Raw genomic sequence first — 15,811 nt, 5'->3', positions numbered from 1 at the left:
TGAACTCATGTCGTTCCTGTTCTCGCTCCTCGTCATCGCCCTGATGATCGGCGCGCTGATCGACATCATCACGCGGGACAGCTCGCTGGTGAAGTTCCTGCCGAAACTGGCGTGGATCATCATCGTGATCCTGCTGCCGCTGATCGGTGGCCTGCTCTGGTTCGGTCTCGGCCGCGAGTACGGGGAGTCCGGCATACAGATGCCGCGGATGCGACGAGCTGAGCGGCCCGCGGCGTCGACCGACGTGCGTCCGGCGCCACCGAGGGACACGAGAACCACCGAGCAGCAGATCGCCGATCTCGACCGTGAGATCGAGGAGTGGCGGTTGCGCCAGGAGATCGAGAAGAAGCGCGGGGCCGACGGCGACGCGCCAGCCGGCACCTCTTAGGCGGCCGGCAGCCCCTGATCTGCCGGCGGGAGGTCGAAGGACTCGCGGATCGCGTCCTCCAGGAACGGATATCGGAATTCGAAACCGGCCTCTGTGAGCATCTCCGGCAGCACCCACCGGCTCTTCAGGATCAGCTCGGTCTCGGTGCGCATGCCGATGGCTCCGAGCTCCAGCATCCATCGGGGCATCGGAACCCCGATCCGCGCTCCGAGGGCCCGCCGCACCGTCGCCATGAACTCGACGTTGTCCACCGGATGCGGAGAGGCAGCGTTGACGGGGCCCTCGAGCGCCGGATTCCGCTCGAGGAAGTCGATGATGCGCGCGACATCCTCGATGTGCACCCAGCTGAAACGCTGGCGGCCACGACGCGCGCCGGGGAGATGTCCCGTGCCCGCAGCGCGCCGAGCCGCGCTGACCGGCCATCGTCCGTCGTACTGGGACCCGCCGAGCCCGAACCGCGCCAGGTCTCTCACCGGGCCGAGCACGCCGCCGTGGCCGAGCACGATCGTGCTGCGCAGGGCGACGCGGCGGGTGGCGGGGAGCTCGCCGGCGAACAGCGCCTTCTCCCACGCCTTCGCGACCTCGACCGAGAACCCACTGCCGACCTCGCCCGTCGATTCGGTCATCGGACGATCCTCCGCGTGGCGATAGATCGTCGCCGTCGAGGAGTTGATCCAGAGCGCGGGAGGTGCGGAGGACCGGGTGATCGCGGTGCTAAGCGACGCGGTGGTGTCGAGGCGGGAGCGGAAGATCTCCGCCCGGTTCTCTGGGGTGTAACGGCAGTTGACGCTCTTGCCGGCCAATCCGATCACGAGGGCGGCACCGTCGACGGCGCGATCGATCTCCACCTGATCGCCCCAGCGGATGTCGGCGCCTGAACGCGAGATCGTGACGACCTCGCGCCCCTCCGCGCGGAACCGGGGCACGAGGAAGCGCCCCATGAACCCGGTGGAACCGCCGATGACGACCCGTCCTGTGCTCATGCGGTCTGCTCCTTCTCGTGATGCTGGATGCGATAGGCGAACTCTCCCCGATACTCGTACAGGCGGCCGAGGAACGGCGCATCGACGGTCAGGGCCATGCGCTGCCGATCGAGGTCGTCGTCGAAGCGCTCGGTGAGGCGGATGACAGGTGCCACGGGCCGGGGGATCCGCACCCGGAGGCGACCGAAGCGAAGTCCGACGGCTCGGCTCCTCAGATGCAGTGCGCCCTGACGTACCTCGACGTCGAAGCAGGCGGCGAGGAGGCCCGGTTCGCCGAGCTCGTCGACGACGCGGCCATGGCGGGTGAGTGCGACGGCGTCTCGCATGGTCCACGTGCCACGGCCGAAGAAGAAGGTCCGCTCACTGAGCGCTCTGGACGCGATGGTGCGGTTCTCGACCCGGAACGGCACCTCTCGCTCCCACCCCGCGGCGACCACGCCGCGTCGTTCGAGGACCCGGAGGAAGGGCCACAGCCATCGACGCGGAGTGCCCACTCGCTCGAACACCCCCTCGCCGATGCCGGTCGCTCCGTCCGGGATCGGTGCGAAGTACAGGCGCAGTCGGGGGTGAAGGTCGGCCATGCGCTCGCCGAGTGCTCTGGCGTACGGGGACTGCGGCACGGGCGTCACGGTTCGAGCCTAGCCTCGGCCTCGCATCGCCCCGCACTGCGGTCCACCCTTCGTCAGGCTCCTGGTCGCAGCAGTCGGTCGAGCAGGGTGAGCGCCTCGTGCTGAGGAGCGGTCTCGTCGAGCAGCCACTGCGTCTGCAGGCCGTCGGACGCCGCCACCACCAGGGCTGCGACCGCATCAGCGTCGAGGTCGTCGCGGATCCTCCCCTCCTCCTGCTGGCGTCGGACGACGTCGGCGAGTCGGGCGCGGAGGCGCGTGAAGCGACCGGTGGCGAACGTGCGCGCCGCCGGATGGCCCTCCTCGAGCGCCGTGGCGACGAGCGTCGAGTACAGCTGCACGAGACCGGGTATCGCACGGTTGAGCCGCGCGGACTCGATCATCATCTCCACCGGCGTCGCGTCGGGCGGGGGAGAGCTCGGTTGGCGCGACGGTACGGTGCTCTCCTCGTAGACCGCGACGAGGAGCTCCTCCAGGGAGCCGAAGTAGTGGGTGAGAGCCGCGTGCGTGACCCCGACCTCGCGCGCGATGGCCCGCAGGCTCGTGCGGTCGGCGCCACGTTCGGCGAACACCTCGATGGCGCGGTCGAGGATCTCCTGCCGACGGGCGATCCCCTTCGCGTAGGCCCCGCGCTGCCGTGGGGGCTCCGGGGGTTCGGGGGTGTCGAGGGGCATGAGGGCAGTCTAGCGATTCAAAACTTCCGCGTGGAGGTATTTGATGATAGCGTGCCTGAACGGGACACCGGTCCCGCCACGTCACCGATGACCGAAGGAGCACGACCGATGACGATTCGGACTTCCCTGCAGCTGTTCACCATCAAGGACGAGCTGGAGGCCGACCTCGAATCCTCCCTGCAGGCGGTGGCAGCCCGCGGTTTCACGGCCGTCGAGCCGTACGACTTCGTGCGCCGCGCCGAGCCCCTCGCAGCCGCGCTCACCGCCGCCGGTCTGGTCGCCCCCTCCGGACACGCCTTCCTGGCGTCGCCGTCGTTCGTCAACCCCGACGGCAGCGGCACCACGGTGCCCGTCCCCTCCCCGGCTGAGGTCTTCGCCGCGGCGAAGGTGCTCGGCATGGATACGGTCATCGACCCCTACACCGAACCGGCTCGTTGGGAGTCGATCGAGCAGATCGAGGAGACGGCGCGACTGCTCAACGAGGCCGCGGAGATCGGTGCGGCCGTCGGTGTGCGGGTCGGATACCACAACCACGCCCACGAGCTGGAGGCCGTGTTCGACGGCGTCACCGGCCTGGAGGTCCTCGCCGGGCTGCTCGACGACCGCGTCGTGCTCGAGGCCGACCTGTACTGGGTGGCCCGTGGCGGCGTCGATCCCGTCGCGCTGCTGGAGCGTCTGGGCAGTCGGGTGATCGCCGTGCACGCGAAGGACGGCACACTCGACCCCGCACTCGCGGGAGCGTATCCGCCCGCCGATCAGGTGGCCGCCGGTGAGGGTAACGTCCCGCTGATCGAGGCCATCACCGCAGCACCGGCGCTGGAGCTCGCGATCGTCGAGTTCGACCACTACGAGGGCGACCTGTTCGACGCCGTCGAGCGCAGCCGGGTCTACCTCGACGAGAAGGTGGCGGCCTGATGGCGGTGGGCGTCGGCATCATCGGTGCCGGGAACATCAGCGACCAGTACCTGTCCAACCTCACGACGTTTCCCGATGTGCGCGTCGTCGCGATCGGCGACCTGCTCGAGGAGCGCGCCAAAGCGCAGGCCGAGAAGTACGGCGTGCCTCGTGCCGGCGGTGTCGACACGGTGCTCCAGGATCCGGAGATCGACATCGTCGTGAATCTCACGATCCCGGCCGTGCACGTGGAGGTCTCCGAGGCGATCATCGCAGCGGGGAAGCACGTCTGGACCGAGAAGCCGATCGGTGTGAGCCGTGAGGAGTCCCGCGGCCTGCTGCAGAAGGCGGACGCGGCGGGCCTGCGCGTCGGCGTCGCCCCCGACACCGTCCTCGGTCCTGGCGTGCAGACGGCGAAGCGAGCGATCGCGCGCGGAGACATCGGGCGTCCGCTGTTCGCGCAGACCACGTTCCAGTGGTCGGGACCGGAGATCTTCCACCCGAATCCCGCGTTCCTCTACGCCAAGGGCGGCGGACCGCTGCTCGACATGGGGCCGTACTACGTGTCGGCCCTCGTGCACGTGTTCGGGCCTGTCGCCTCGGTCGCAGCACTCGGACTGCAGGGCTCTCCCACGCGCCGGGTGCAGGTCGGTGAACTCGCAGGCCAGGAGTTCCCGGTCGAGATCCCCTCGACGCTCAGCGTGCTGATGGCGTTCGAGGAGGGCGGGCAGGCGCAGAGCCTGTACAGCACCGACTCACCCGTCGTCCGCCAGGGCATCGTCGAGATCACCGGCACCGAGGGCACGATCGTGATCCCGGACCCGAACACGTTCGGCGGCGCGATCTCGATCACCCGTCCGCTCACACGTCTGTTCATCCCGCCGGAGCCCGTGCAGCAGGAGATCATCGACGTCGAGCAGGAGGGCGTGCTGTCCGGCCGCGGCGTCGGGCTGCTCGACATGGCGCGGGCGATCGCCGCGGGGCGTCCACACGTCGCCACCGGCGAGTTCGGCTACCACGTGCTCGACACCCTGCTCTCGATCGAGGAGGCCGCCGAGGCGCGGAGCTTCGTCGAGGTCGAGAGCACCCTCGATCAGGTGGGGTCGATCGCCGCGGACTTCGACCCGTTCGAAGCCACGCTCTGACACCGGCCGTACGTGGCGGCCAGGAGCGGATCACCGCGTCCTGGCCGTCACGTCGCGGACCACTCTCAGGGCTCGAGCAGGCGGACGAGACGCTCGTGCCCGGTCTCCTCGAGTTCCGCGATGTCGTCGCGGGACTTCAGGAAGTCGGAGAACGACCGGTAGCCGAGCGCCTTCTCGCTGAACGACGGGTCCATGCGACGCATATGCGTCTTGACCGCGGAGCTGTGCAGCCACTCGTCGGCGTCGGCCTTGTCGTGCCCCAGACGGAGCGCGCGCTCCAGCAGCTGCGTCGCCACCTCCTGATCGTCGACCTTGTCCTCGACCCGCACTTCCTCCGCCTTCGGGGCGGCCTTGGAGCGCGATCGCTTCGAGGCGACCTTCGGCTTCGAGGCGGTCTCCGTCACCGTCTCGGCGACAGCCTCCGCCACCGGCGTCGGCGCCTCGACCGCGGGAGTGGCCGCGGCGGCGACCGGCTTGGAGGGGCGCACGACACCGGGCAGCGAGTCGTACGACTCGAACTCGTCGCACGCGGCGGCCAGCGACTTGGCTGTGGAGCCAGACACCCCGACGCCGATCACGTAGCGGCCGAGGCGCTTGCAGCGCTGAGCCAGGGGCACGTAGTCGCTGTCACCCGCGACGATCACGACATGGGTGAGATCGGGGAGGCGGAACATGTCCTCGACCGCATCCACGGCGAGCCGGATGTCGGCGCCGTTCTTGGCATACGCCGCGGCGGGGAACAGCTGCACGAGGTCGACAGCGCGGGCAACGAGCTGCGAGCGGTACACGGCGTTGACGGGGGAGGACCAGTCCGCGTATGCGCGGGTGAGCACCAGCGTGCCGAACGAGGCCGCGTAGTCGATGATGGCGCCGACCTCGATCATCGCCCGGCTCAATCGCTCGGTGACCTCGGGGTCGTTCGGGTTCTCGCTGATCCGCTGACGGTCCTTGCCGTAGGCGTTGCGACCGTGCACCCGGTCGTACCAGGAGATGACGATGTTGTCGAAGTCGAGGTAGACGGCGACGCGGGCATCGGTGGTCTCGGCCATGCTCACACCTCCTCGCGGGGGTAGCGGACGCCGATCTGCGCCCTGATCTCGTCAAGGGTGCCCATGATCGCGACGCTCTCGGCGATGGGCAGGATGTCGCCCGCGAGGGTGCCTTCGCTCACCAGACGTTCGGCGGCGAGCGCCTGGAACTGCATGCCACGGCCCTCGACCTCGGAGGTGTAGCTCTCCTGCACCGTGCCGTCCGGCAGGACGAGGCGGAACGTGGTCGGGCTGTACCAGACGGTGTCGATGTCGATGCGGGCGGCCGTGCCGATGATGCTCGCGACGTTGGGGCCTGCAGCCCGCGACGACGAGAGGCTGGTCGAGACCGCACCGCCGTCGTGGGTCATGACCGTGGCGACCTCGGAGTCGGCTCCCGTCTCGATGAGGCGGCCGACGGCACGGATGCTGGTCGGTGCGCCGAGGATGTCCCAGATGAAGGAGATCGGGTAGATCCCGAGGTCCAGCAGGGCGCCGCCACCGAGTTCGAGGGCGTTGAGCCGATGCGCGGGGTCGGAGGGCAGCAGCTGGGTGTGATCGGCGCTCACCGCCCGGATCTCACCGAGGGCGCCGTCGGCGATGAGCTCGCGGATGCGGACCATGTGCGGCAGGTACCGCGTCCACATCGCCTCCATCACCAGCAGACCGCGCTCGGCGGCGAGCGCCTGCAGGTCTTCCGCCTCGGCGCGGTTCAGGGTGAACGCCTTCTCGGCGAGCACATGCTTGCCGTGCTCAAGGGCAAGGCGGGCGTTCTCGTGATGCATCGGGTGCGGTGTCGACACGTAGATGATGTCGACATCGGGGTCCGCGACGAGGTCTTCATACGAAGAATGCGCGCGGGGGATGTCGAAGCGGGCGGCGAACGCGTCGGCCGACTCCTGTGACCGGGATCCGACGGCCACGAGGTCGAGCCCCGCGGTTCGCAGATCGGACGCGAATGCGCCGGCGATTCCGCCGGTCGCGAGGATTCCCCACCGAAGACCTGTCATGGTCTCAGCGTAGGGGGTGCTCCGGGTGTGACGGACTGTTACATCCCGTGACGCCCGGCATCGACGCCATGGCAGCGGGTGGGGAGCGGCTCCTACCGTGACGGGCATGACCGAACCCCTCATCATCGGCGCCATGGTGCGCACCCTCGGCGCGTATCCCTCGGGTTGGCGGCAGCCAGGGGCGCACCGCGACCCTGCGAGAGACGCCGACATCCTGCGCCACATCGCGCGAGAGGGGGAGGAGGCGGGGCTCGACTATCTGTTCTTCGGCGACTGGCTCGCCACGGGGCCGGACCTGGAGTTCCGCGATCCGTATCTGCTGGCGCGCATCGACCCCGTGAGCGCTGTGCTCTTCCTCGCGGGAGTGACCTCGCGGATCGGCCTGATCGCCACGGTGAACACGACCTACGCCGACCCGTACACGACCGCGCGGTCGCTCGCCTCGCTCGACGTGCTCACCCGCGGCCGTGCCGGTATCAACCTCGTCACCGGCGCCGAGCCGCGCGCGGCCGGGAACCACGGTCGCGACGCGCACGCCGACAACGAGACCCGCTACGACCGGGCAGAGGAGTTCGTCGAAGCCCTGCGCCGGCTGTGGGATTCGTGGGGCGAGGACGCCTGGATCGCCGACGCCGATCGTGGGGTGCTGATCGATCCGGAGGGGCTGCGCGCCGCCGAGCTGCGGGGCGCTCAGGTGCGGGTCGCCGGGCCGCTCAACGTCGCTCGACCTCCGCAGGGCCGGATCCCGATCGTGCATGCCGGCACATCGCCGCGGTCGAGGGCGCTCGCGGCGACCGAGGCCGATCTCGCCCTGACCGCCGCACCGACGCTGGCGGACGCCATCGCCACACGACGGCTGCTGCGGGACATCGCCGCCGAGTCCGGACGCTCGCCCGATGCGCTGAAGGTGATCGCGCCGGTGCTCCCGGTCGTCGCGGACACGGATGCCGATGCTCGTCGCATCGTGGAGCGGCTGCTCGCCCTGGTGCCGCTCGCCGAGGGGCACCAGGCGGCGCGGACGGCGTTCCCGCTGAACCGCAGCATCGCCGCGCTCGCCGACGCGTTCGACGTTCCGGTCGACGACCCGCTGCGCTCCGCCACCTTCGATGCGCCGGTGACTGCCGCGGAAGCACTCCGGCTGGGCGCGCGCGGTGCGGCGCTGATCGAACGTCTCGCCCTCATCGCCGGGCTGAACGTCTCCGGGGGCGGGACCGCCGATCCCCTCACCTGGCGGCACCTGGTCGCCGCGCACGCGGTGCCGGCCGCCTTCGTCGTCGGTGACGCGGGAACCATCGCCGATCATTTCGAGACCTGGCGGGAGCAAGGCGGGGCGGACGGGTTCAACGTGCTGTCGGCTTTCCAACCGGCGCAGTTCGAGGCGTTCACGCGTAACGCGGCGCCGGAGTTGCGCCGTCGCGGGCTGCTGCGAAGCGAGGAGCAGGGCGACGGGACCACACTCCGCGACCGCCTGCGCATTACGTCGTATGTCGACGCATGACGACCGGCGTCGCCCGGGTCGCGCGTTCCCGCCCCTGATTCCTACCGTGAAGTCACCTCAACGCACGGCATCTCGACACACAGCACCTCACCCGAAGCATCACACCCGAAACCTGGAGAACCACCCATGAACCGTCGCCTCCTCCGCGCCGCCGCCATCGCGGTGCCGCTCATCCTGGCGGGAAGCCTCGCCGCCTGCGCGTCGACGCCCGCCCCGGCGAACTCTCCCGCCGAAGGCGGCGACCCCGTAAAGGGTGGAACGCTCACGTACCTCGAGCACCAGGCCTACACGAACCTGTATCCGCCGCAGGCCGGCTTCTACCCCAACGGCGGCATCGTGAACAACATCGCGGCCCGCCTGACCTGGCAGAACCCTGACACGCTCGAGATCGAGCCGTGGATCGCCTCCGACTGGACCGTGAACGACGACGCGACCGAGTACACGTTCAACCTGAACCCCGACGTGACGTTCTCGGACGGCACGGTGCTCGACGCCGCGGCAGTGAAGAAGAACTTCGACACCTACGGCCTGGGCGATGCGGAACGGGGCCTGACCGTCTCCGAGGCGATCAACAACTACGCCAGCAGCGAGGTGGTCGACGACGACACCGTGACGTTCCACTTCTCCGCACCGTCCCCTGGGTTCCTGCAGGCGACCTCGACCATCAACTCGGGTCTGCTGTCGCCGGAGACGCTCGACGGCACGATCGAGGACTTCGGCGCGGGCAACGCCGCCGAGATCATCGGGTCCGGTCCGTTCACGGTCACGGGGGAGAAGCTCGGCACCGAGTACACGCTCACCGCGCGCGACGACTACGACTGGGGACCCGACAGCGTCGACAATGACGGTCGCCCGTACCTCGACGCCGTGCACGTGCTGATCACCCCCGAAGACTCGGTGCGGATCGGCTCGCTGCTCGCGGGCCAGGCCGACTACGTGCGCTACGTGCAGGCGTTCGACGAGGACCGCGTCGAGGCAGCCGGCTTCACCCTCTACGCGCCGCAGACCCGCGGCGTCAACAACTCGATCGCCCTGCGTCCCGAGAATCCGCTGCTCACCGACATCCGCGTGCGGCAGGCGATCATCGCCGCGGTGAACGCGCAGGAGGTCGTCGACACGCTGTTCACCGAGAACTACACGGCGGCGACGTCGGTGCTCTCCTCCCAGGCGCTCGGCTACAAGGACGAGTCGAAGCACTACGCCTACGACCCGAAGAAGGCCGAGAAGCTGCTCGACGAGGCCGGCTGGGAGCCCGGCGCCGACGGCATCCGCGAGAAGGATGGCGAGCGCCTCTCGATCACGGTGTACGAGGCGAAGCCGCAGCCGCTGTCGAAGCAGACCCTGGAGCTCGTGGCGCAGCAGCTGGCGAAGGTGGGTGTCGAGCTCTCGGTCAAGCCCGGTGATGCCGGAAGCTACGCCGAGGACACGCGCGACCCGCTCAAGACCGGCTTCTACCACTCGATGGTCGGACGCGCGGATCTGGACGTGATCAAGAGCCAGTACTTCACGAAGAACCGCGATGTGCTGATCTCGAAGGACGCGAAGCTCGATGAACTGCTGCTCGCCGTGGCCTCAGAGCCGGACGCCGACAAGCGCGTCGCCGCATCGCAGGCCGTGCAGGACTACATCGCCGAGCAGGCCTACGTGATCCCGCTCTTCGAGGAGCCGCAGGTGTACGGCACCGCGACCTACGTGCACGGCGTCGCCTTCGAGTCGGTCGGACGCCCGACGTTCTCCGGCGTCTGGCTCGCCGAGCACTGATCGGGATGGTGCGTCGATGAGTTTCGTCCTCCGACGAGCCGGGCAGGCCGCGATCGTTCTGATCGCGGCCTTCACGGCCACGTTCTTCCTGCTGCAGCTGCTGCCGGGCGATGCGATCCTGATCAAGTTCTCCGATCCCAGCCTCGGGCTGTCCCCGGATCAGCTCGACAGCATCCGAGCCACCTACGGCACGGATCTGCCGTGGTGGGAGCAGTACGTGCACGCGGGGCTCGGGTTCCTCGCCGGGGACTTCGGCTACTCCACGCAGTTCGGCACGCCCGTGCTGACGATGCTCGCGGAGGCGCTCCCCGCGACGCTGCTGCTCGCGTCCCTCGGGCTCCTCGTCGCTCTGCTCCTGGCCGTGCTGATCGCCGGACTCTCCTCGCTCGCCCCGTTCGCCTGGCTTCGCGACGGACTTCGTCAGGTGCCCGGTCTCTTCGTCGCGGTGCCGGTCTTCTGGCTCGGCATCCTGCTCATCCAGGTGTTCTCGTTCGGGCTCGGCTGGGTGCCGATCGTCGGGGCCGACCCGGTGAGCGGACTCATCCTGCCCGTGCTGACCCTCGCCGTGCCGATCTCGGCTCCGCTGGCGCAGGTGCTGGTCCGCGCGATCGATCAGGTGCAGGCGCAGCCGTTCGTCACGGTGGTCCGGGCGAAGGGGGCCCCGCCGCTGTGGGTGCTCACGCGCTCCGTCGCCCGCAACGCCGCCGTGCCGACCCTGACGATCGCCGGTGTGCTGTTCGGGGAACTCGTCGGGGGAGCCGTCGTCACCGAGACGGTGTTCGGCCGCACGGGCATCGGCCGTCTCACCGAGCAGGCCGTCGCGAACCAGGACATCCCGGTGCTGCAGGGTGTGGTGCTGCTCTCGGCGCTCGGCTTCGTCGTCATCAGCTTCGCCGTCGACCTCGTCACGCCGCTCATCGACCCGCGTCAGCGCGCGGTCGCGCGCTCCACCGCGTCCGTCGCCGCCCGCTCCGCGCCTCAGGAGGTGCCCGCATGACCGCTCCCGTGATCGCTGCGACGAGTGTCGAACCGGACTCCGAGCCGACACCGACCGTCCCCGAGCTTCCGCGGACCCCTCGCCGCCCTGGCCGTCTGCGCGGCCGCGCCTGGGGGCTGTATCTCGCGTTCGCCGTGGTCGCCGTCGCGGTGCTGTGGGCGGTCATCCCCGGCGTGTTCGCGCCCGGCGACCCGCTGACCGGTGTGCCGGCCGACAAGCTGCTGCCGCCGAGTGCCGCGCATTGGTTCGGCACCGACACCCTCGGCCGTGATCTGTTCGGCCGTGTCGTCCACGGTGCCGTGCACTCGCTCTCGGGCGCGCTGATCGCCGTCACGGTGGGTCTCACCCTCGGCACGGTTCTCGGCGCGATAGCCGGAGCCGTGGGCGGGGTGGTGGACGACGTGCTGATGCGCATCGTCGACGTGCTGCTCGCGATTCCCGGGCTGCTCCTGTCCCTCTCGGTGATCATCCTGCTCGGATTCGGCACGGTCAACGCCGCCCTCGCCGTGGGACTCGGCAGCGTCGCGGCGTTCGCGCGGCTGATGCGCGCCGAGGTCGCCCGGGTGCGGCGCACCGAGTACGTCGAGGCCGCCTTCGGCAGCGGTGCCACCTTCTTGGCCGTGCTGCGTCGACACGTGCTTCCCAACTCCCTCACCCCCATCGTCGCGCTCGCCGCCCTGCAGTTCGGGACGGCGATCCTCGCCATCTCGACGCTCGGGTTCCTCGGCTACGGCGCTCCGCCACCCACCCCGGAATGGGGACTGCTGATCGCCGAGGGCCGCAACTACGTGGGCACCGCTTGGTGGCTCACGGCATTGCCGGGTCTCATCGTCGTCGCGGTCGTGCTCAGCGCGAACCGCATCAGCCACCGCATCGGAAGGGGCACGCGATGAGCGTTCTGACCGCATCGGATCTGCGCATCTCCTACGGGGGTCGTGAAGTCGTGCACGGCGTCTCCTTCGGGATCGGCGAGGGGGAGACCCTCGCCCTCGTCGGGGAGTCGGGGTCGGGCAAGTCCACGACCGCCCACGCGCTCCTCGGGCTCCTCCCCGCAGGGGGCAGGGTCGACGGCGGGACGGTCGTCCTGGGCGACCTCGACATCTCCGGGTGGTCCGATCGTGCGCTGCGCGGCATCCGCGGTGCGGAGATCGGCCTGGTCCCGCAGGATCCGACGACCTCCCTCGATCCGGTGCGTCCGGTCGGGAAGCAGGTCGAGGAGATCCTGCGCCTGCACGGGCATCGGGATCGGCGCTCGCGTCGTGCACGGGCCATCGAGCTGCTCGACCGTGTCGGTATCGACGACCCGGATCTGCGGGCGCGTCAGTATCCGCACGAGCTCTCCGGAGGCATGCGGCAGCGTGTGCTGATCGCGACCGCGATCGCCCTGCGACCCCGCCTGCTGATCGCCGACGAGCCCACCAGCGCCCTCGACGCCACGGTGCAGCGCAAGGTGCTCGATCTGCTCGACGAGCTGCAGCGCGAGGAGGGCACCAGCATCCTGCTCGTGACCCACGACCTGGGCGTTGCCGCCGATCGGGCGGAGCGACTCGTCGTGCTCAAGGACGGCCGGATCGTGGAGCAGGGGCGGAGCGAGGAGGTGCTCGCCGCACCGACGGACCCGTACACGCGTCAGCTGCTCGCCGATGCTCCCGCGTTCACGACCGGCTTCCGGCGTCCGGACGCCCCGCCGTTCCTGCGGGATGCCGCAGCCGTCGCCGCGGAGAACCCGTACGCGATCGTCGCCGAAGGGCTTGTGAAGGAGTTCCGCGTCGCCGGCCGGGAGCGGTTCCGCGCTGTCGACGACGTCTCGTTCCGGGTTCGCCGTGGTACCACCCACGCGCTCGTCGGCGAATCGGGGTCGGGGAAGACCACGACGGCGCGACTGGTCACGCGCTTCCATCAGCCGGACGCCGGGACCATCGAGGTCGCCGGAGAAGACGTGACCCACGCGAAGCGCGAGCAGCTGCGAGCGCTGCGCCGCCGTGTGCAGCTCGTCTACCAGAACCCGTTCGCCTCGCTGGATCCCCGCCAGCAGATCGTCGACATCGTCGCGGAGCCGCTGCAGAACTTCCAGGTCGGATCTCGCGCCGAGCGCAGCGAACGCGCGCTCGCTCTCCTCGACCGGGTCGCGCTCCCGTCCGACGTCGCGCGGCGCACCCCGCGCGAACTCTCGGGCGGACAGCGGCAGCGTGTCGCGATCGCGAGGGCTCTCGCGATCGATCCCGAGGTCGTGGTGCTCGACGAGGCGGTGTCGGCGCTGGACGTGACCGTGCAGGCGCGCATCCTGGAACTGCTCACCTCGCTGCAGGCGGAGCTCGGGCTCACCTACCTGTTCATCTCGCACGACCTCGCCGTCGTGCGCAGGATCAGTCACACGGTCTCGGTGATGCGCCGCGGCCGGATCGTGGAGGAGGGGCAGACGGAAGACCTCTTCCGCGACCCGCAGCACGAGTACACCAGGGAGTTGCTGGCAGCGGTCCCCGGACGAACGGAGATCGTCGTATGACCACCGAATCCGCCCCTTCGACCGGGCCCACCGTCGCGTTCTTCACGCGTCTGCTCGACGACGCGTCTCCTGCCGAGAGGTATGCGCTCGCCACCTCGCAGATCCAGCAGGCGGAGCGCCACGGGATCGGGAGAGCCTGGGTCGCACAGCATCATTTCCACGCGGCCGAGGGTGGTCTGCCGTCGCCGCTGGTGTTCCTCGCGCACGCGGCCGCCGTCACGAGTGACATCCGACTGGGGACCGGCGTTATCACCCTGCCGTTGGAGGACCCGGTGCGGGTGGCCGAGGATGCCGTGGTCGCAGATCTGCTCTCCGGGGGGCGAGTGGATCTGGGCCTCGGCAGCGGCGGCACCCCGTCGTCGTTCGTGCCGTTCGGGGAGGATGTGCGAGACAAGGCGGTGACCTACGACCGCAAGTTGCGCACGCTCCTCGACGGCCTCGCCGGTCGCGACGTCGGCGCGGGCAACACGCTCTACCCGGATGCGGGAGACCTCGCCGACCGTGTGTGGCAGGCCACCTTCTCCGCTCCCGGCGGTCACCGCGCCGGCATCCACGGGCACGGGCTCCTGCTCTCCCGCACTCAGCCGCGCAGGCCCGACCGCCTGTACGCCCCCTTGTCCGAGCTGCAGGACCCGATCATCGACGCGTACCTCGAGGCACTGCCGGTCGGGGTGACTCCGCGGATCACCGCCTCGCGCACCGTGTTCGTCGCGGATGACCGCGCCGAGGCTCTGCGGTTCGCCGAGGTCGGGCTGCGTCGGGCGGCGGAGGGCTTCCGTCGGCAGGGCCAGACCATCCCCGGTGACGACATCGACGAGTTGATAGCCGCGCTCGACACGCATCTGGGCACGCCAGAGCAGGTTGCCGAGTCGCTCGCCGCCGACGCCACCCTCACCCGCGCGACAGAGGTGGCCTTCCAGGTGCACTCGGTCGATGCGCCGCACGAGCACGTGCTGCGCTCGATCGCACTGTTCGCCGACGAGGTCGCCCCGGCCCTCGGCTACGCCATCGCGGAGACAGCAAACACCGAGACGATCAAGGAGAACGCATGACCGACGACACCGTCCTCACCGACGACACCGTGGACCGGATCGTGGGGGTGACGCCGGAGCTGGACGAACTGCGCCGCCGCCGTCCGGTCACCAGAGAGCAGCTGCAGGCGAGCTTCGACGCCCTCTTCCGACCGGTCACGGTCGCGCATGTGTCGCAGGCGGAGCGCGAGCTCGTCGCAGCCTTCGCCACCGGACTCGCCGGCGTCGACGATGCGACAGCGGCGTTCTATGCCGCCCGCGCACGCGAGGCCGATCCGGAGCGGGCGGGAGCAGTGCTCGCCGAGGCAGCCGGGGCGTCGACGAGCGGTCCGTTCGGCGCCTACACCGAACTCGGCCTGCAGTCCGAGAACACGGAGGGCGAACGGTATGAGCCCGATGGTGCCGTGACCGCCGTCATCGGCGAGCGCCTCGCCGCAGCCCTCGCGCACACGCACCTGCTCGTGTTCCGGCCCCGTGAAGCGTCGGGCGCCGATCTCGGGCGACTGCTCGATGCCGGGTGGTCGACCGAGGGGATCGTCACGCTGTCCCAGCTGGTGTCGTTCCTCGCCTTCCAGCAGCGGGTCGTCACCGGACTCCGCGCGCTCGCCGCTGCAGGACTCACCGCCCAGACCGAGATCTCCGAGGAGGAGGCCGCATGACCGCCGCACAGACCGTGCTCCGGCACGACGACGCCCCGCACCCGCACGTCTTCACCCGCGGAGAGGTGGGCTGGGTCCCGCATCTCGAGCCCCTCGCGGAGGAGGAGCTGACGCCACGGCACTACGACGGACTCGTCGATGCCGCGCGGGCGAAGAACGACTACTTCCGGTTGCTGGCCCGTGACCCCGAGGTGCTCAAGGCGCGGACACTCGTCGACAAGGACATCTTCTACAACGTCGCCGAGGGTCTGCCGCGCGCCGACCGCGAGCTGGCGGCGACCGCAGCATCACGGCGCAACGGGTGCGTGTTCTGTGCCTCGGTGCATTCCCGCTTCGCCGCGCATCACAGCAAGCGGGTCGAGGACGTCGACCTGCTGCTGGACGAGGGGGTCGACGCCGATCTCGGCGAGCGCTGGAACGCGATCGTGGCCGCGTCGGTCGCGCTCACCGACACTCCGAGCACATTCGGGGAGCACGCGATCGCCCGGCTGCGGGCGGCAGGACTCGACGACCTGGAGGTCGCTGATGTCATCCACGGCGCGGCGTTCTTCAACTGGGCGAACCGCCTGATGCTGTCGATCGGTCGACCGGTCGCTCCCGCCTGACCCTCG

Annotated in this window: 16 protein-coding genes; 11 read left to right on the top strand and 5 right to left on the bottom strand. The window is 69.9% G+C overall.

From position 1 onward, the window contains the following. Positions 1-7: 7 nt before the first annotated feature. Positions 8-388: a PLDc N-terminal domain-containing protein gene (locus tag ABRP18_RS12700; RefSeq protein WP_058631229.1), complete on the top strand. Its 381-nt coding sequence runs from the start codon at positions 8-10 to the stop codon at positions 386-388. Here ABRP18_RS12700 and ABRP18_RS12695 read toward each other — a convergent pair. Genes ABRP18_RS12695 through ABRP18_RS12685 form a run of 3 tightly spaced genes read right to left on the bottom strand, consistent with a single transcriptional unit; the run spans position 385 to position 2,671 of the window. Beyond that, complete coding sequence (locus ABRP18_RS12695; protein WP_349884778.1) at positions 385-1,371, bottom strand: DUF1731 domain-containing protein; 987 nt, start codon at positions 1,369-1,371, stop codon at positions 385-387. The two genes, ABRP18_RS12700 and ABRP18_RS12695, sit on opposite strands and share 4 nt — an antisense overlap. Further along, complete coding sequence (locus tag ABRP18_RS12690; RefSeq protein WP_141369016.1) at positions 1,368-2,000, bottom strand: DUF4166 domain-containing protein; 633 nt, start codon at positions 1,998-2,000, stop codon at positions 1,368-1,370. The genes ABRP18_RS12695 and ABRP18_RS12690 overlap by 4 nt, the downstream gene beginning before the upstream one ends. 53 nt (positions 2,001-2,053) lie before the next feature. After that, positions 2,054-2,671, bottom strand: a complete 618-nt coding sequence (locus ABRP18_RS12685) for a helix-turn-helix domain-containing protein (RefSeq protein ID WP_349884777.1) — start codon at positions 2,669-2,671, stop codon at positions 2,054-2,056. Positions 2,672-2,779: 108 nt separating this feature from the next. Between ABRP18_RS12685 and ABRP18_RS12680 the strand changes: the two genes are divergently transcribed. Both ABRP18_RS12680 and ABRP18_RS12675 read left to right on the top strand, forming a co-directional pair. Continuing rightward, positions 2,780-3,586, top strand: coding sequence for a sugar phosphate isomerase/epimerase (locus ABRP18_RS12680; protein ID WP_349884775.1), 807 nt, complete (start codon positions 2,780-2,782; stop codon positions 3,584-3,586). Then, positions 3,586-4,710 carry a Gfo/Idh/MocA family protein gene (locus ABRP18_RS12675; protein ID WP_141369020.1) on the top strand — a complete coding sequence of 375 codons (1,125 nt, stop codon included), beginning with the start codon at positions 3,586-3,588 and terminating at the stop codon, positions 4,708-4,710. Before ABRP18_RS12680 ends, ABRP18_RS12675 begins: the two co-directional genes overlap by 1 nt. Positions 4,711-4,775: 65 nt before the next feature. On the opposite strand, the gene ABRP18_RS12670 is transcribed toward ABRP18_RS12675, so the two are convergent. Together ABRP18_RS12670 and ABRP18_RS12665 are read right to left on the bottom strand one after the other, a co-directional pair. Next, positions 4,776-5,759 carry an NYN domain-containing protein gene (locus ABRP18_RS12670; RefSeq protein ID WP_349884774.1) on the bottom strand — a complete coding sequence of 328 codons (984 nt, stop codon included), beginning with the start codon at positions 5,757-5,759 and terminating at the stop codon, positions 4,776-4,778. 2 nt (positions 5,760-5,761) lie between these two features. Continuing rightward, positions 5,762-6,748: a Gfo/Idh/MocA family protein gene (locus tag ABRP18_RS12665; RefSeq protein WP_046749750.1), complete on the bottom strand. Its 987-nt coding sequence runs from the start codon at positions 6,746-6,748 to the stop codon at positions 5,762-5,764. A gap of 106 nt (positions 6,749-6,854) precedes the next feature. On the opposite strand from ABRP18_RS12665, the gene ABRP18_RS12660 reads away from it, so the two are divergent. From ABRP18_RS12660 to ABRP18_RS12625, 8 genes are all read left to right on the top strand, one after another. After that, positions 6,855-8,246 (top strand): NtaA/DmoA family FMN-dependent monooxygenase, encoded by a 1,392-nt coding sequence (locus ABRP18_RS12660; RefSeq protein WP_349884773.1) that lies wholly within the window; start codon positions 6,855-6,857, stop codon positions 8,244-8,246. Positions 8,247-8,372: 126 nt separating this feature from the next. Next, positions 8,373-10,007 carry a TIGR04028 family ABC transporter substrate-binding protein gene (locus ABRP18_RS12655; protein ID WP_349884772.1) on the top strand — a complete coding sequence of 545 codons (1,635 nt, stop codon included), beginning with the start codon at positions 8,373-8,375 and terminating at the stop codon, positions 10,005-10,007. Between the two features lie 16 nt (positions 10,008-10,023). Next, positions 10,024-11,004 carry an ABC transporter permease gene (locus ABRP18_RS12650; RefSeq protein ID WP_193761555.1) on the top strand — a complete coding sequence of 327 codons (981 nt, stop codon included), beginning with the start codon at positions 10,024-10,026 and terminating at the stop codon, positions 11,002-11,004. Beyond that, the gene (locus tag ABRP18_RS12645) at positions 11,001-11,897 is read left to right on the top strand and encodes an ABC transporter permease (RefSeq protein WP_349884771.1); all 897 of its coding nucleotides are present in this window, start codon (positions 11,001-11,003) and stop codon (positions 11,895-11,897) included. The genes ABRP18_RS12650 and ABRP18_RS12645 overlap by 4 nt, the downstream gene beginning before the upstream one ends. Next, complete coding sequence (locus ABRP18_RS12640; protein ID WP_349884770.1) at positions 11,894-13,510, top strand: ABC transporter ATP-binding protein; 1,617 nt, start codon at positions 11,894-11,896, stop codon at positions 13,508-13,510. The genes ABRP18_RS12645 and ABRP18_RS12640 overlap by 4 nt, the downstream gene beginning before the upstream one ends. Further along, a complete protein-coding gene (locus tag ABRP18_RS12635) occupies positions 13,507-14,562 on the top strand; it encodes a putative FMN-dependent luciferase-like monooxygenase (protein WP_061018275.1) in 1,056 nt (351 codons plus the stop codon). Before ABRP18_RS12640 ends, ABRP18_RS12635 begins: the two co-directional genes overlap by 4 nt. Then, entirely contained in the window at positions 14,559-15,200 is a 642-nt protein-coding gene (locus ABRP18_RS12630) for a CMD domain protein (protein WP_193761558.1), read from the top strand. The genes ABRP18_RS12635 and ABRP18_RS12630 overlap by 4 nt, the downstream gene beginning before the upstream one ends. Beyond that, positions 15,197-15,805, top strand: a complete 609-nt coding sequence (locus ABRP18_RS12625) for an alkylhydroperoxidase domain protein (protein WP_349884769.1) — start codon at positions 15,197-15,199, stop codon at positions 15,803-15,805. Before ABRP18_RS12630 ends, ABRP18_RS12625 begins: the two co-directional genes overlap by 4 nt. Positions 15,806-15,811: the final 6 nt, after the last annotated feature.

The organism is Microbacterium sp. WHRI 7836 (genome assembly GCF_040223885.2).
GTDB classification, from domain to species: domain Bacteria; phylum Actinomycetota; class Actinomycetes; order Actinomycetales; family Microbacteriaceae; genus Microbacterium; species Microbacterium oxydans.
This window is presented reverse-complemented; position numbering and strand designations above follow the sequence as displayed.

What these genes read in the sequence shown, in the direction of transcription:
- ABRP18_RS12700 (WP_058631229.1), top strand. Translation starts at nt 8, where the DNA reads ATGTCGTTCCTGTTCTCGCTCCTCGTCATCGCCCTGATGATCGGCGCG.
- ABRP18_RS12695 (WP_349884778.1), bottom strand. Translation starts at nt 1,371, where the DNA reads ATGAGCACAGGACGGGTCGTCATCGGCGGTTCCACCGGGTTCATGGGG.
- ABRP18_RS12685 (WP_349884777.1), bottom strand. Translation starts at nt 2,671, where the DNA reads ATGCCCCTCGACACCCCCGAACCCCCGGAGCCCCCACGGCAGCGCGGG.
- ABRP18_RS12680 (WP_349884775.1), top strand. Translation starts at nt 2,780, where the DNA reads ATGACGATTCGGACTTCCCTGCAGCTGTTCACCATCAAGGACGAGCTG.
- ABRP18_RS12675 (WP_141369020.1), top strand. Translation starts at nt 3,586, where the DNA reads ATGGCGGTGGGCGTCGGCATCATCGGTGCCGGGAACATCAGCGACCAG.
- ABRP18_RS12670 (WP_349884774.1), bottom strand. Translation starts at nt 5,759, where the DNA reads ATGGCCGAGACCACCGATGCCCGCGTCGCCGTCTACCTCGACTTCGAC.
- ABRP18_RS12665 (WP_046749750.1), bottom strand. Translation starts at nt 6,748, where the DNA reads ATGACAGGTCTTCGGTGGGGAATCCTCGCGACCGGCGGAATCGCCGGC.
- ABRP18_RS12660 (WP_349884773.1), top strand. Translation starts at nt 6,855, where the DNA reads ATGACCGAACCCCTCATCATCGGCGCCATGGTGCGCACCCTCGGCGCG.
- ABRP18_RS12655 (WP_349884772.1), top strand. Translation starts at nt 8,373, where the DNA reads ATGAACCGTCGCCTCCTCCGCGCCGCCGCCATCGCGGTGCCGCTCATC.
- ABRP18_RS12650 (WP_193761555.1), top strand. Translation starts at nt 10,024, where the DNA reads ATGAGTTTCGTCCTCCGACGAGCCGGGCAGGCCGCGATCGTTCTGATC.
- ABRP18_RS12645 (WP_349884771.1), top strand. Translation starts at nt 11,001, where the DNA reads ATGACCGCTCCCGTGATCGCTGCGACGAGTGTCGAACCGGACTCCGAG.
- ABRP18_RS12640 (WP_349884770.1), top strand. Translation starts at nt 11,894, where the DNA reads ATGAGCGTTCTGACCGCATCGGATCTGCGCATCTCCTACGGGGGTCGT.
- ABRP18_RS12635 (WP_061018275.1), top strand. Translation starts at nt 13,507, where the DNA reads ATGACCACCGAATCCGCCCCTTCGACCGGGCCCACCGTCGCGTTCTTC.
- ABRP18_RS12630 (WP_193761558.1), top strand. Translation starts at nt 14,559, where the DNA reads ATGACCGACGACACCGTCCTCACCGACGACACCGTGGACCGGATCGTG.
- ABRP18_RS12625 (WP_349884769.1), top strand. Translation starts at nt 15,197, where the DNA reads ATGACCGCCGCACAGACCGTGCTCCGGCACGACGACGCCCCGCACCCG.